12 protein-coding genes and 1 pseudogene are annotated in these 14,370 nt (G+C 65.8%); 4 read left to right on the plus strand and 9 right to left on the minus strand.

Annotation, left to right across the window (positions count from 1 at the left end; genetic code table 11):
- Positions 1–18 precede the first annotated feature (18 nt).
- Positions 19–1,053 (plus strand): inner membrane protein YhjD, encoded by a 1,035-nt coding sequence (gene yhjD, locus AB4Z42_RS04350; RefSeq protein ID WP_442007860.1) that lies wholly within the window; start codon positions 19–21, stop codon positions 1,051–1,053.
- Here the strand turns inward: yhjD and AB4Z42_RS04355 are convergent.
- The 4 genes from AB4Z42_RS04355 to AB4Z42_RS04370 form a co-directional block, all read right to left on the minus strand.
- On the minus strand, positions 1,047–2,279 hold the full coding sequence (locus AB4Z42_RS04355) for a D-alanyl-D-alanine carboxypeptidase family protein (protein ID WP_442007861.1): 1,233 nt from the start codon (positions 2,277–2,279) through the stop codon (positions 1,047–1,049). The genes yhjD and AB4Z42_RS04355 overlap by 7 nt on opposite strands.
- 103 nt (positions 2,280–2,382) lie before the next feature.
- Positions 2,383–3,399, minus strand: coding sequence for an SMP-30/gluconolactonase/LRE family protein (locus AB4Z42_RS04360; RefSeq protein WP_442007862.1), 1,017 nt, complete (start codon positions 3,397–3,399; stop codon positions 2,383–2,385).
- Positions 3,400–3,421: 22 nt separating this feature from the next.
- Positions 3,422–4,807: an aspartate aminotransferase family protein gene (locus AB4Z42_RS04365; RefSeq protein ID WP_442007863.1), complete on the minus strand. Its 1,386-nt coding sequence runs from the start codon at positions 4,805–4,807 to the stop codon at positions 3,422–3,424.
- Positions 4,804–5,313 (minus strand): Lrp/AsnC family transcriptional regulator, encoded by a 510-nt coding sequence (locus AB4Z42_RS04370; RefSeq protein ID WP_442007864.1) that lies wholly within the window; start codon positions 5,311–5,313, stop codon positions 4,804–4,806. The genes AB4Z42_RS04365 and AB4Z42_RS04370 overlap by 4 nt, the downstream gene beginning before the upstream one ends.
- A 122-nt stretch (positions 5,314–5,435) precedes the next feature.
- Between AB4Z42_RS04370 and AB4Z42_RS04375 the strand changes: the two genes are divergently transcribed.
- Positions 5,436–6,950 carry a gamma-aminobutyraldehyde dehydrogenase gene (locus tag AB4Z42_RS04375; protein ID WP_442007865.1) on the plus strand — a complete coding sequence of 505 codons (1,515 nt, stop codon included), beginning with the start codon at positions 5,436–5,438 and terminating at the stop codon, positions 6,948–6,950.
- 13 nt (positions 6,951–6,963) lie between these two features.
- Here AB4Z42_RS04375 and AB4Z42_RS04380 read toward each other — a convergent pair whose 3' ends face one another.
- Positions 6,964–7,803, minus strand: a complete 840-nt coding sequence (locus AB4Z42_RS04380) for an EamA family transporter (RefSeq protein WP_442007866.1) — start codon at positions 7,801–7,803, stop codon at positions 6,964–6,966.
- Between the two features lie 237 nt (positions 7,804–8,040).
- Here AB4Z42_RS04380 and AB4Z42_RS04385 point away from each other — a divergent pair.
- Positions 8,041–9,399 (plus strand): annotated as a pseudogene (locus AB4Z42_RS04385) (amino acid permease); the annotation flags it as partial.
- A 35-nt stretch (positions 9,400–9,434) separates the two neighbouring features.
- Here AB4Z42_RS04385 and AB4Z42_RS04390 read toward each other — a convergent pair.
- Positions 9,435–10,295 (minus strand): universal stress protein, encoded by an 861-nt coding sequence (locus AB4Z42_RS04390; RefSeq protein ID WP_442007867.1) that lies wholly within the window; start codon positions 10,293–10,295, stop codon positions 9,435–9,437.
- An 8-nt stretch (positions 10,296–10,303) separates the two neighbouring features.
- Positions 10,304–11,812: an APC family permease gene (locus AB4Z42_RS04395; protein ID WP_442007868.1), complete on the minus strand. Its 1,509-nt coding sequence runs from the start codon at positions 11,810–11,812 to the stop codon at positions 10,304–10,306.
- 114 nt (positions 11,813–11,926) lie between these two features.
- Between AB4Z42_RS04395 and AB4Z42_RS04400 the strand changes: the two genes are divergently transcribed.
- Positions 11,927–12,847: a sigma-70 family RNA polymerase sigma factor gene (locus AB4Z42_RS04400; RefSeq protein ID WP_442007869.1), complete on the plus strand. Its 921-nt coding sequence runs from the start codon at positions 11,927–11,929 to the stop codon at positions 12,845–12,847.
- Here the strand turns inward: AB4Z42_RS04400 and AB4Z42_RS04405 are convergent.
- Both AB4Z42_RS04405 and AB4Z42_RS04410 read right to left on the minus strand, forming a co-directional pair.
- Positions 12,828–13,415, minus strand: a complete 588-nt coding sequence (locus AB4Z42_RS04405; RefSeq protein WP_442007870.1) for a carboxymuconolactone decarboxylase family protein — start codon at positions 13,413–13,415, stop codon at positions 12,828–12,830. The genes AB4Z42_RS04400 and AB4Z42_RS04405 overlap by 20 nt on opposite strands.
- 153 nt (positions 13,416–13,568) lie before the next feature.
- The gene (locus AB4Z42_RS04410; protein ID WP_442007871.1) at positions 13,569–14,363 is read right to left on the minus strand and encodes a hypothetical protein; all 795 of its coding nucleotides are present in this window, start codon (positions 14,361–14,363) and stop codon (positions 13,569–13,571) included.
- Positions 14,364–14,370: the final 7 nt, after the last annotated feature.

Here is a 14,370-nt window from a genome sequence, read left to right on the forward strand (position 1 = left end):
ATTCCCTTGGAGGCTCGAATGACACCTCCGGTCGAGCCGGAAAAACCAGGGATCGTCGATCGGCTGCGTGCGCGGTATCACTGGTTCGACCACGTGATGCGCGCGCAGGAGCGGTACCAGGACAGCAAGGGCGACTTCTACGCCGCGGGCATCACGTACTTCACGATCTTCGCGCTGTTCCCCATGCTGATGGTCGCGTTCGCGATCGGTGGCTTCATCCTGGCGAGCCACCCTGAGCTTCTCGCCGAGGTCCAGGAGCGGATCAAGTCGACGGTGTCCGGCGACATCGGCGACCAGCTGGTCCAGTTGATGGATTCGGCCGTCGACTCGCGCACCTCGGTCGGGATCATCGGCCTCGCCACCGCCGCATGGGCGGGTCTGGGCTGGATGGCGAATCTGCGTGAAGCGCTGAGTCAGATGTGGGGAATGGCGCGCGAGGAGTCGAAAGGCTTCGTTCGCACCAAGTTGTCGGACCTGACGGCCATGGTGGGTCTGTTCCTCGCGCTGGTCCTCACCATCGGGCTCACCGTGCTGGGGAGTTCGGGCGCGATGAAACAGGTGCTGGAATGGTTTGGCCTCGACGGTGTTCCGGGCGTGAGTGTGGCGCTGCGGGTGGCGTCGCTGGCGGTGTCGGTGCTCATCACCTGGTTGCTGTTCAGCTGGATCATCGCGCGGCTGCCCCGGGAGTCGGTCAGCTTCCGCAGCGCGCTGCGGGCCGGGCTGCTGGCGGCGGTGGCCTTCGAGATCTTCAAGCAGGTGGCGTCTATCTATCTGCGGTCGGTGGTGACCGGTCCTGCAGGCGCGACGTTCGGCCCGGTGCTGGGTCTGATGGTGTTCGCCTACATCACCGCGCGGCTCATCCTGTTCGCCACGGCGTGGGCCGCGACCTCGAAAGACAACTTGGAGGCCGCGCCGGTCGACCCGCCGTATGCCGCGCAGATCATGCCGCGCGTGGAGTACCGCGAGGGCCTCGGGGTCGGCGGCGCGCTTGCCGCGGCAGCCATGGGTGCCGTTGGTGCGCTGGGTATCTCGCGCCTGTTCCGGCGTCAGTGATTTGAGTGCTGCGGGCGGCGGTTGACCGACCGGGCGCCCATGATGAGCCCGAACACGATGAGGGATCCGACGATGCCCACGCCCACACGCACGGGTGTGGCGTCGACGCCGGGCAGCAGCGGTGCGGCATTGAGCGCCGCGGCACCGTCGGCCGCCTCCGGCTTCGGCGCGACGAGCGAGGGATCAGGTTCGATCAGCGTGCCGACCTGGGTGCCCGGCGGCGTCGAGAAGCCGTAGTCCAGCAGGTGCGCCGCCTGTTCCCACGGCGCGATCGGCTGACGGGTGCCACGCATGAGCACCACCATCAGGCGCCGGCCGTCCCGCTGCGCTGCCCCGACGAACGTCTGCCCGGCATCGTCGGTGTAGCCGGTCTTGCCACCGAGGGCGCCGGGGTAGTTGAGCAGCAGCTTGTTGTCGTTCTCGATCGGATAGCCGGCGTCACCGCGGCCGGGGAAATCGAAGCTGCGGGTGCTGACGATGTCGCTGAAAATCGGGTTCTGCCAGCCGTATCGGTAGAACAGGCCGATGTCGTAGACCGAGGTGCTCATACCGGGCCCGTCGAGACCCGACGGGGTCGCCACCCGCGTGTCGTGCCCACCGAGCTTGCCCGCCAGGTCATTGATCTTGACCAGAGCGGTGTCCATCCCGCCGAGCTGGGCGGCAAGCGCGTGCGCCGCGTCGTTGCCGGAATACATCAGCAGGCCGTGCAGCAGGTCGTTGATGGAGTAGAAGCCGTTCTCGCCGACGCCGACCTTGGTGCCTTCCTGAGCGGAATCCTCGGCGGTGCCTGGCACGACCTTGTGGATCGGCAGGTCCTTGATGGCCTCCATGGCGACCAGGACCTTGATGATGCTCGCGGGTCGGTGTCTGCCGTGCGGGTCCTTGGCGGCGATGATCTCGCCGGTGTCCAGGTCGGCGAGCAGCCATGCCTCGGCGGAGACGTCGTTGGGCAGCGGTGGGGTGCCGGGGGCGGTGATGACGCCGCAGCCCGAGAGCGCGTCGCCGCCCAACGGCTTGGCCGGCACGGGGAGCGGACCGGGAGGAGCCTCGCCGGGCTCGGGTACTTCGGACGCGTCCACCGCGGGCGGTGTCGTCTCCTTATAGGGGCAGGCGTTGGTATCTGGCGCAGCGTCGGGCTGGGCGGTCGCCACTGCGGGGGACGCCAACAGGAAAAGGGCCGCTGCCAGGGCCGCTACGCGCTGCGACGAGGTTCGAACTTTCGCCATGGTGAGCGCAGATTAGGTGTTTTCGAGCGGGTTTCGGCGGAGGCGCGCTGTGACTGGTGTGATTGAAGTTTCAAGAGTGACTAGATGGGGAACCGCCCGGCGATCAGCGTAGGGCGGTCGCGGCCAGGTCGACGTGCGCGACGGCCGGGGCGCCGATGCAGCCCATCCATAATTTGTCGCCGACTTCCACCAGACCGGTCACCATGCCGAACTGCGGGTGCTCGGTGCGCACCCCGGCAACGGGTATGCCGGTGTCGGGGTCGAATGCGACCGCCCAGACCACTGGCCTGATCTTGGGCTGCAACCGATCGGGCAGTCGCCACAGCAGCTTGCGCAATGCCGGTGGGGTCTTCGGCATCAACTCCGCGATCGGGTTGGTGGGCGACACCATCGCACACCAGATCCGGCCGTCCGCACCCGTCGACAAGTTGTCGGGGCTGCCGGGAAGGTTGACCGCCAGCGGCGTCACCGTCCCGGCCTTGTCGCCGGTGAGCCAGAGCTTCGACAGTCGGCGCGCCTGAGTTTCGGCGAACACCAGTGCCGACCCGTCGGCCGTCGGCGTGATGCCGTTCGCGAAATACAGACCGGCGACGGCGGTGAGCACGGTGCCGTCGGGGTCACGACGGAAGACGCTGCCGCGATTGCGCGCCTCGAAGATCGGCCCGAGAAAGTGCTCATAGGTGAATGCACTGGTCGACTCGGTGAAATAGATTGTGCCGTCGGCAAGTTCGGTCACATTCGAGCAGAACTGCAGTTCGCGTCCGTCGACCTCGCCGACCAGCTTGTCGACGGTGCCGGTGGCGGGATCGAGCGCCAACAGGCCGCCCGGGCTGGTGCAGATCAACAACCGGCCGTCACGAGCCACGTCCAGGCCCAGCGGTCGGGAATCGAGGCGAGCGACGACGACGGGTTCGCCACCGCCTGGTGCGATGCGCACGATCTTGCCGTCGATCAGCCCGGCCCAGATCTGGCCGTCGCCGTCGACCACCACATCCTCGGGCGCATCGCCCGGCACGGGGACGACGGTGAGTTCCGCCGCCGGAAAATCCGGTAACGGATCCACCGGAGGCGGCGTCCAGCGGACGGGATCGATCGGTGGCTTGCGTGACGACGTGGGCACGTCGCCGACGTTAGCGCGTCGGCTAGACCATCCGGCTCGCTTCGCCGAGGACGCCGTGCAGGATCTGGTAGATGGCGTCGAACTCCTTCTGCCCGCTGATCAGCGGCGGCGCCAACTGCACGACCGGGTCTCCGCGGTCATCGGCGCGGCAGTACAGGCCTGCGTTCCAGAGTGCGGGTGTCAGGAAGCCGCGCAACAGCCGTTCGGACTCCTCGTCGTTGAACGTCTCCTTGGTGGCCTTGTCCTTGACCAGTTCGATTCCGTAGAAGTAGCCCTCGCCGCGCACATCGCCAACGATCGGCAGGTCGAGCAGCTGCTCGAGGGTCGCGCGGAACGCCGGGGCGTTCTCCTTGACCCGGTCGTTGAGTCCCTCGCGCTCGAAGATGTCGAGGTTGGCCAGGGCCACCGCAGAGGACACCGGGTGCCCGCCGAAGGTGTAGCCGTGCCCGAACACCGTATGGCCGTCGTTGAACGGTTCGAACAACCGGTCGCTGGCGATCATCGCACCGATGGGCGAGTAGCCCGACGTCAAACCCTTTGCGCAGGTGATGATGTCGGGCTGGTAGCCGAAGTCGCTGCACGCGAACATCGAGCCGATCCGGCCGTAGGCGCAGATCACCTCGTCGGACACCAGCAGCACGTCGTACTCGTCGCAGATCTCGCGGACCCGCTCGAAATACCCTGGGGGAGGCGGGAAGCAGCCGCCGGCGTTCTGCACCGGCTCCAGGAACACCGCCGCTACGGTATCGGGACCCTCGAATTCGATGGCCTCGGCGATCCGGTTGGCGCAGTACTCCCCGAATGCCTTGAGGTCGGTGTCGTACGGCTCCGGTGCCCGGTAGAAGTTGGTGTTGGGCACCCGGAAGCCGCCGGGCACCAGCGGCTCGAACGGCGCCTTGAACGCCGGGATACCGGTGATCGACAGTGCGCCCTGCGGTGTGCCGTGATAGGCGATCGCGCGCGAAACGACCTTGTGCTTACCGGGTTTCCCGGTCAGCTTGAAGAACTGTTTGGCCAGCTTCCACGCCGACTCCACGGCCTCGCCGCCGCCGGTGGTGAAGAACACGCGGTTGAGATCGCCCGGTGCGTATCCGGCGATCCGCTCGGACAGTTCGATCGCCGTAGGCGTCGCGTACGACCACAGCGGGAAGAACGCCAGCGTCTCGGCCTGCTTGGCCGCGGCCTCGGCGAGTTCCTTGCGGCCGTGGCCGACCTGGACGACGAACAGCCCTGACAGGCCGTCGATGTAGCTCTTGCCCTTGCTGTCCCAGATGGTGACGCCTTCGCCACGCGTGATGATGGGCGGCGTGATGCCTGCACCGTGGCGGGCGAAGTGCCCCCACAGGTGACGGTCGGCGATGGCGCCGAGTTCGGTTGTAAGGTCTTGAGAAATATCGGTAGCGGTCATCTTGTACCCCAATTGTATTGCTGTTTAACGAGTTTCAGGTAAACAAGTGTCTCGGTGGATATCACTCCCGGCAATGCGCGGATTTGGGTATTGAGTAGGTCGAGAAGGTCGTCGTCGTCTGCGCAGACGACTTCGCATATTGCGTCGAAAGAGCCTGCGGTGAGCACGACGTAATCGACGGATTCGATCGCGGCCAGCTTTTCGGCAACGCGGGTGGTGTCCCCGGTGCAGCGGATGCCGATCATCGCCTGCCGGGCGAAGCCCAGTTGCATCGGATCGGTGACGGCGACGATCTGCATGACCCCCGCGTCCACCATCCGCTGCACCCGCTGCCGAACCGCGGCTTCGGAGAGCCCGACCGCCTTGCCGATGCCGGCGTAGGAGCGCCGGCCGTCCTGCTGCAGTTTTTCTATGATCTGCTTCGACAAGTCATCGAGCTGGAACGCCGCGCCAGGCCGAGACTGGTTGACACGGAACGATACGGGCCCGAGACCCGGGTTAGCCATGCATGAGATTGTGCACGGAATCCGTCGTGGCAAGCAACTATCACCATGAAATCACGCGTTCTGAGGGCCTCGCGCTGCAGGAATGCGTAGCTTGGCGGCCTGGTGTCGGTTAGCGTTGGCCCATGACTGTGTCTTCTCGGCAGACCGTCTCCACGACCGTGGCGAGCAGCTGGATCGACGGCGCCCCGGTGGTCACCGGGGGCGGGCTGCATCAGGTGATCAACCCGGCCGATGGAGCGCCCGTCGCTGAGATGGCGTTGGCGACGTCCGCTGACGTCGACCGGGCCGTGGCGTCCGCCCGCGCCGCGTTGCGTGGCTGGGCGACCGCGACTCCCGTCGACCGCTCGGGGGTGCTCGCCAAGCTCGCCGAACTCGTCGACGCCAACGCCGAGCAGATCATCGCCGAGGAGGTCAGCCAAACCGGTAAGCCCGTGCGGTTGGCCACGGAGTTCGACGTGCCCGGCAGCATCGACAACATCTCGTTCTTCTCCGGGGCGGCGCGCCATCTCGAGGGCAAGGCCACCGCCGAATACTCCGGTGATCACACGTCGAGCATCCGGCGCGAGGCCGTCGGCGTGGTCGCCACGATCACGCCATGGAACTACCCGCTGCAGATGGCGGTGTGGAAGGTGCTGCCTGCGTTGGCCGCCGGGTGCAGTGTCGTGATCAAACCCGCGGAGCTGACACCGCTGACGACGCTGACGCTGGCGCGGTTGGCGACCGAGGCGGGTTTGCCCGACGGAGTCTTCAACGTCGTCACGGGGGCTGGTGGCGATGTGGGCACCGCGCTGGCCGGTCACCCCGACGTCGACGTGGTCACGTTCACGGGGTCAACTCCGGTGGGCCGCAAGGTGATGGCCGCGGCCGCCGTGCACGGTCATCGCACGCAATTGGAGTTGGGCGGAAAGGCGCCCTTCGTGGTTTTCGATGACGCTGATTTGAATGCCGCGATCCAGGGTGCCGTCGCGGGGTCACTCATCAATACCGGGCAGGACTGTACGGCGGCGACGCGCGCCATCGTCGCTCGCGAGCTCTACGACGACTTCGTCGCGGGCGTCGCGGAGGTGATGAGCAAGGTGGTGGTCGGGGACCCGCAGGATTCCGACACCGACCTGGGCCCGCTGATCTCCGCGGCGCACCGCGCGAAAGTCGCGGGGATGGTGGAACGTGCGCCAGGCCAGGGCGGCCGCGTGGTGACCGGCGGTAGGGCGCCCGATCTGCCCGGGTCGTTCTACTCACCGACGCTGATCGCCGATGTGGCCGAGGACTCCGAGATCTACCGCGACGAGATCTTCGGCCCGGTGCTGACGGTGCGGTCGTTCAGCGATGACGACGACGCGCTGCGCCAGGCCAATGACACCGCGTTCGGCCTGGCGGCATCGGCGTGGACGCGTGACGTGTACCGGGCGCAACGCGCGTCACGCGAGATCAACGCGGGCTGCGTGTGGATCAACGACCACATCCCGATCATCAGCGAGATGCCTCACGGCGGCGTCGGTGCCTCGGGGTTCGGCAAGGACATGAGCGACTACTCGCTCGAGGAGTACCTCACCATCAAGCACGTGATGAGCGATATCACCGGTGTCGCTGAAAAGGATTGGCACCGGACAATCTTCACGAAGCGCCAGCGGAGCTGAAGCATCAGACACGTCACGAAGCGCTGATCAGTAAGACTCCGGCGAGCACCACGGCGGAAGCGATTGCACGCCTGGCGCCCAGCTTCTCGCCGAGGAACACCGCACCGATCAGCGCTCCGAAGACGATGCTCGTTTCACGAAGTGCGGCGATCGGCGCGAGGGCGCCGCTGGTCTGCGCCCATAGGACGATCGCGTAGGCGGCCAGCGAGATGATTCCGCCGGCGATCCCCGACACCGCCGATGTGCGGAGCGCGGTTGTCAGTCGGCCGCGTCGCCGCGCCACTGCGAGAACGGCGATCGGCGGTCCTTGGAGAAAGAACATCCACCCGATGTAGGCCAGTAGCGGTCCCTGCTGCACGCCGATGCCGTCGACCACGGTGTACGCCGCGATGATCAATCCGGTGAGCACGGCCGTCGCCACGGCGGGCAGATCTCTGGGGCTCGGGCGGCCGCCGATCAACACCAGCGCGATGAGTCCCGCGGACACCGTCAGGACTCCGGCCAGTTGGACCGTCGGCAGCGAATGGCCCAGGAATGTCACCGATATCAGCGCGACCACCCAGGGCGAGGTCCCTCTGGCCAACGGGTACATCTGGCTGAACTCGCCGAGCTGGTAGCTGGCGAGCAGCATCAGGTTGTAGGCGACGTGCAGCGCCGCAGAGGCGATGATGAACGGCCACGCGCCAGACGGCGGTGGCCCGGCGATCAAGGCCATGGCCGACCCGCCGACGCAGTCGACAACGCCGATGAGGGCGAATCCCACCAAGCGGTCATCGACGGCGTGTGCCAATGAATTCCAGCTCGCGTGCAACAGCGCCGAAAACAACACGGCCAGCACGATTGTCGTAGTCATGGATAGGACCTTCTCGGCGGCGCGCGGCGCGCCACCGGAGATCCTCCAGGCTTTTGTCCGTTCAGATGACCGCATCTCGTCGGGAGGCACGGTGGCGTCGCTCGGACCAGGCACGCGTGAACGCCGGAACCCTAGACGCTGTCGTCGCCGACCCTATCAGCGGATGTGAGACGGCCGCATGTGTAATCCAGCTCACAAAGCGGGTACCCGTCATCGGTCCTGCGACGGAGGTGAGCGATGAGTGCGACGACAGCGGAGCCGGTCGGCCCGGAATTGAAGAGGTCCCTCAGCCAGCGGCAGCTGAGAATGATCGCGATCGGCGGCGTGATCGGCGCCGGGCTCTTCGTCGGCTCCGGCGTGGTGATGTCCGATACCGGGCCCGGCGTCTTCCTGACCTACGCCCTGTCCGGGGTGCTGATCGTCATGGTCATGCGGATGCTGGCCGAGATGGCCGTGGCCAGGCCGTCGACCGGATCCTTCGCCGACTATTCCCGCGATGCGCTCGGCCAGTGGGCGGGCTTCTCGGTCGGCTGGCTCTACTGGTACTTCTGGGTGATCGTCGTGGGCTTCGAGGCGATCGCGGGTGCGAAGATCGTGCAGTACTGGATGGACGTCCCATTGTGGTTGTGCGCCTTGGTCTTCATGGTGCTGATGACGGTGACCAACCTCTTCTCGGTCAAGTCCTACGGCGAGTTCGAGTTCTGGTTCGCGGGTATCAAGGTGGCCGCGATCGTGGCCTTCATTGCGATCGGTGCCTGCTATGTGCTCGGGCTGTGGCCGGGTAAGTCGATGGACTTCTCCAACCTGACCGCCCACGGCGGGTTCCTGCCGCTGGGCGCGGGAGTCGTCACCGTCGGCATCGTCACGGTGATCTTCTCGATGGTCGGCCCCGAGATCGCGACGATCGCCGCAGCCGAATCGTCGGATCCCGAGAAGGCGGTCGCCAGGGCCGCTAATTCGGTCATCTGGCGCATCCTGCTCTTCTACGTCTGCTCGATATTCCTGCTCGTGACGATCGTGCCCTGGAACAACAACGACCTCGAGGGCTCGCCGTTCGTCGCCGCGTTCACCGCAATGGGAATCCCGTACGCCGACCACGTCATGAACGTGGTGGTGCTGACCGCCGTGCTGAGCTGCCTGAACTCGGGCATGTACACGGCGTCGCGCATGCTGTTCGTCCTCGCCGCCCGCAGCGAGGCGCCGGATCGCCTGATGCACCTGAACCGTCGCGGCGTCCCCGCGAACGCGATCCTGTTCTCGTCCGTCATCGGCTTCGCCTGCGTCATCGCCGCCGCCTTCGCCGAAGACACCATCTTCGCGTTCCTGCTGAATTCCAGCGGCGCGATCATCCTGTTCGTCTACATCCTGATCGCCATCTCGCAGATCGTGTTGCGCTACCGCAACCGGGATGCGGAACTGACGTTGAAGATGTGGCTGTTCCCAGTGCTGTCGATCCTGACAATCGTTGCGATGCTGGCGATCCTGGTGCAGATGTACTTCGACGACAAGCTGCGTTCGCAACTGCTGTTGAGCCTGCTGTCGTGGGGTGTGGTCCTCGTGCTGTTCTTCGTGGCTAAGCGGTTCGTCAACCGCCGACACCATTCAGCTTCGAAAGACATTGCCGCGTCGCGTTAGGCGTCTCTGGGGACCACTATCACCGGGACGTCGACGCCGGCCAGGATGCGCGCGGCCGTCGAACCCAGGAAGATCCGCCGTGGTGCGGCGAACCTGCTGGAACCGACGACGAGCAGGTCGCCGTCTTCCCAGCGGAGCTTCTTGAGCGCTGATTCCAGCGTCATACCGTCGGCGACAAGCGATTCGATCTCGGGTGCGTCCGGAAGTGCCCGTGCCGCGACCACGAGGTTCTCCTCGGCGGCGCGTACCTGAAGCTGGCGCACTTCGCGCGCGCTCTCGGCCTCGGCGAGGTTCTCGGCGGACACCAGCGACAGCATCCGAACGGCCAGGTTTGCGGCGCCGGCGAGGGTGAGTGTGAACGGCAGCGGGTTGTCGTCGCCGGGACGGGTCGGCACCGCGGCGGTCACGGCGGCGAAGGCGTCGTCGGGGTCGTCGGCGTATCCGCGCGGCGCCAATGCCACCGGAATCGGCGAAGAGTGAAGCAGGGCACCGGTTACCGGGCCGATGGTGTGGCCGCCGAAGAAACCGTCGCGCGCGCCACCGACCACAATGAGGTCTGAATTCTTCTGCTCGGCGAATCCGACGAGCGATTCGGCGAACGACTCACCGACCAACACGTTCGACGACGCGCTGACGCCGTTGGCGGTCAGCCGGTCGATCGCCCGGGAGATCCATTCCTCGCCACGTTCGACGAGTAGTTGCTGATACTCAGCGCGACCCGGATGCCCGTCTGGAAATTCTTGCCGCACAACCAAAACGACGTCCACGTCGGCGTCGAAAGTCTTGGCGAGCGCACTCGCCAGTGCGACGCCGTCGTCTCCGGTACTCGTGGCCAGGTATCCGACTGTCAAATGCATTGCTTCTCCTAGAAGACGTCGGGAACCTTGACTTCGGTTTCGGCGTTGAGCGTCTCGCCGCGGAAGAACCGCTTGGTGCCGAATGCGAAGCACAGCAGCATCAACGGGATACCGAGCACCAGCATGCCGACGCCGAGCACGAAGACGCCGCCGATCGATCCGAAGGCGGTGTAGCCGTAATCCGGCGCCATCATGTCCTTGGCGCTGATGAAGAAAGCGGCCGCCATCGCGAGTCCGCCGATCAGCGGGAAGACGCCGCGGAAGAACAGGTTTCGAGCCGAGGAGAACAGCGTCTTGCGGAAGTACCAGACGCAGGCGAATGCGGTGATGCCGTAGTAGAACGCGACCGCAAGCCCAAGAGACGCCACCGAATCGGCGAGTGCATTCTCCGACAGGAACGTCAGCAATAGGTAGAAGAACAGCGCCGCCAGCCCCATCACGATGGTGCCGAAGGCCGGGGTCATGTAGCGCGGATGCACGCGGGCGAACCGTTTGGGAATGGCCTCGTACACCGCCATCGACAAGGTGCCACGCGCGGTGGGCAAGATGGTCGTCTGGGTCGACGACAGCGCCGACACGGAAACGGTGAGCAGCAGCAGTGACGCCGCGATGGTTCCTGCAACCGGTTTGCCGAGCACGGTCAGCACATCGTCGGTGTTCATCGGGTTGTTCAAGCCGATGCCCACGTCGCTGAAGCCGGAGAACGACTGCACCGCATAGGCGACGAGCACGTATGTGCATACGAGGATCAGCGTGGTGATCACCGCGGCGATGCCGGGGGTGCGGCCGGGGTCCTTGGTTTCCTCGCCGACCGCCAGACAGGCGTCCCAGCCCCAGTAGATGAAGATGCACAAAATGATTGCCTGCGCGATCGATGACACGTCCAGACCGCTCGGCCACAGCCAGGACAACTGCGGCATGATCGCCTGGGCCCCGGCAGTGTTGGAGAGCACCCGCACCAGCGCGATGATGCTGACGATGACCAGCACTCCGAACTGGATGGCGATCAACACGTTCTGAAACCGTTCGGACACCACGATTCCGCGCGCACTGATCAGCGTCATCGCGATGATGAAGAACGAGCCGAGCAGCACCTTGGCGAGGATGCTCTCGGCGAGGTCGTCGAGGCCAAGGAACTTGAACAGGTAGATCGCGGCGATCTCGGCCACGTTGGCCAGCACGATGATCGCCGACACGGCCAGGCCCCATCCGCCGATCCACCCGATCCACGGCCCGAACGCCTTGGTGCCCCACGTGAACGTGGTGCCACAGTCAGGCGTTTCCTGGGCCAGTTCCTTGTAGGCGAAGGCGACGAGCAGCATCGGGATGAACGCGAGCACGAACATCGACGGCGCCTTGTCGCCGACCGCCAGTACGACGTAGCCGAGCGTGGCGGCCAGGCTGTACGCGGGAGCCACGGCGGCCAGACCGATGACGATGTTGCCGACGAGGCCGAGGGCGCCGGCCTGCAGCCCTTTGCCGCCGACGGCGGGGGCGTCGGGTTCCTTGATTGCCATGTGCGGAATATACGGTTTGCGTCGTTTCCACGTGGCTTCAACTCGGGAATCGACCCGTGTCGGTTACATCGCAACGGAATCAGTGACGATTCGGGCGGTTCTAGACTGGGACGCATGACGCGGCTTTCGGGAAGTACGCGGGTCGACGAGTTCGAGGAGTTGCGGCCTCACCTGCTGTCCGTTGCCTACCGGCTGACCGGAACCGTCGCCGACGCCGAGGACGTCGTGCAGGACGCGTGGCTGCGGTGGGACCGCTCGGACGCCGATGCGATCGTCGATCTGCGAGCCTGGCTGACGACGGTGGTCAGCAGGCTGGCACTCGACCGGTTGCGTTCGGCGACCCACCGGCGCGAGACCTACTACGGCGAATGGCTGCCCGAGCCCGTCGTGACCCCGCTGGATCGCGACGATCCCCTCGCGGCGGTGGTGGCCGGGGAGGACGCGCGGTTCGCCGCGATGGTGGTGCTCGAACGCCTCAACCCCGATCAGAGGGTGGCGTTCGTGTTGCACGACGGTTTCGCGGTGCCGTTCGGCGAGATCGCCTCGGTGCTCGGGATCAGCGATGCCGCCGCGCGTCAGCTGGCGTCGCGTGCGCGACGGGCCGTCGCCGGGGCGCCGCCCGCGGTCACCGATGAGATGCACAATGAGGTGGTCGGCAGGTTGATGCTGGCGTTGGCCTCCGGCGACATGGAAGCCGTTGTGCGCCTGCTACATTCGGAGGTGACGTTCACCGGTGACTCGAACCGCAGGGCCCCGACCGCGGCACGGGTCATCCACGGTCCGGACAAGGTGGCGCGGTTTCTGTTCGGGCTGGCCGCACGCTACCGGCCAGGGGCGATGTCGTCGGGCCAGCCGGCGAACATCAACGGTCAGCTCGGCACCTACTACGTCGGGACGCCCGCAGGCGACGGCTATCCGGAGATGATGCCGCGCGTCACGGCGATGACCGTGCGCGACGGAAAGGTGTCCGCCATCTGGGATATCGCCAATCCCGACAAGTTCACCGGGTCTCCGCTCAGGTCAGATTCTCGGTAGCCCACGGCACCCGGCATGCGTCGCCGGTATTGAAGCCCTGCTCCGTGATCCCCAGCGCCGAGTACATCCGCGCGCGCATGTTCTCCACGCCGATCTGGTATGTCAGCTCGATCACGCCGTCGTCGCCGAATCGGCGTTTGAGGTCGGCGACCTGTTCGTCGGTGATGGTGTGCGGATCCCTGGTCATGGCGTCGGCGTAGGCGATGGCGGCCCGCTCGTCGTCGGTGTACCGCGGCGACGTGGCGTAGTCGTCGATCTCCTTGAGCCGGTCGACGTCGAGGCCGTCCATGCGCTGCAGCATCGCACCGAAGTCGACACACCACGAGCATCCAACCGTGCGCGCGGTCCAGAACACGGCCAGTTCCAGCACGTTCTTGGGCAGCTTGCGCGACGCCGAACCCAGCATGCCCTCGTGCACCACGTTGGCCAGCATCAGCCGCGGGTGGTGGGCGGCCACGGCGAAGGGTTCGGGCACCTCGCCGAACTTTCGTTTGGCGACGCGGTAGAAGACCTTGGTCATCAGCGATGCGTTCTTCGGAGATACGGGCTCGATGCGTGTCGTTGTCATACGAATTAGACGACGCAGCCCGCGAAAGTGTGACGGCTGGCGAATTCGGCGTGCTGCGTCACGCTCAGCGTGACGCCGCCGAGTCTCTGTACACGACAGCGAGGCGGCGCCTTGGACGACGGATGCGCCTGCGCCCTGAAGGTCGTCCTGACCTCAGGGACGTGAGAGCTTTCCGCGGCGGCGGACCAAGATGACGGCGGCTACCGCGACAAAAGCCACCAGGCAGGCGATCACCGTCGTGACCACCGCCGGGTATGTTCCGTCGAAGCCGGCGGCGGACAGGTGCTTGACGAGGATGGCGGTGTAAGCCCACACCAAGACGACGCCGTAGACGACGTCATGGTTGCGCACCATTGTCGCCGTGCCTGTAGCCATCGTCACCAGAAGGATGACGACGGTCCAGGTCGCATCGCCGAGACCGAAGCCGCCCCAGTTCAAGCTGACCAGGAACACGGTGACATTCGCGACCGTAGCCACGGTGGTCCAGCCGAAGTAGACGCTGAACGGCACGCCGATGAACAGCGTCTCCCGTGGGGTCAAGTTCGCCGAGCACACCGCCCGGGTGATCAAGGCCAGGCAGGCCAGAATCACCGCGATCAGCACGACCGACAGCGCGATCACGTCGTAGTGCCACGCAAACACCCACGCGGCGTTGGCAAGCGAGGAGACCGAGAAGTACAGGCCGACCTTGTCGAGCAGGGCCGCACGGTCGCTGGTGGTCGGGCCGGTGCGGAACAGGCCCAACTGATAGAGCACGTGCAGGCCGAGCAGTAGGTAGATCACGCTCCAGATGGAGAAGGCGTATCCGGCGGGTGCGAACAGGTTGGGATAGGCGTCGGATACGCCACCGGTCCGTACTCCGTTGAGCGGCAGGGCGTTTGCGAGAACATTTGCCGTGACCATCACCAGATACGTCAGGGCGGCCACTGCGCTGATCGGGCGCCTCATGCCTGCT

Origin of the sequence: Mycobacterium sp. 2YAF39, from assembly GCF_052114565.1 — a bacterium.
In the GTDB taxonomy this organism is placed as follows: domain Bacteria; phylum Actinomycetota; class Actinomycetes; order Mycobacteriales; family Mycobacteriaceae; genus Mycobacterium.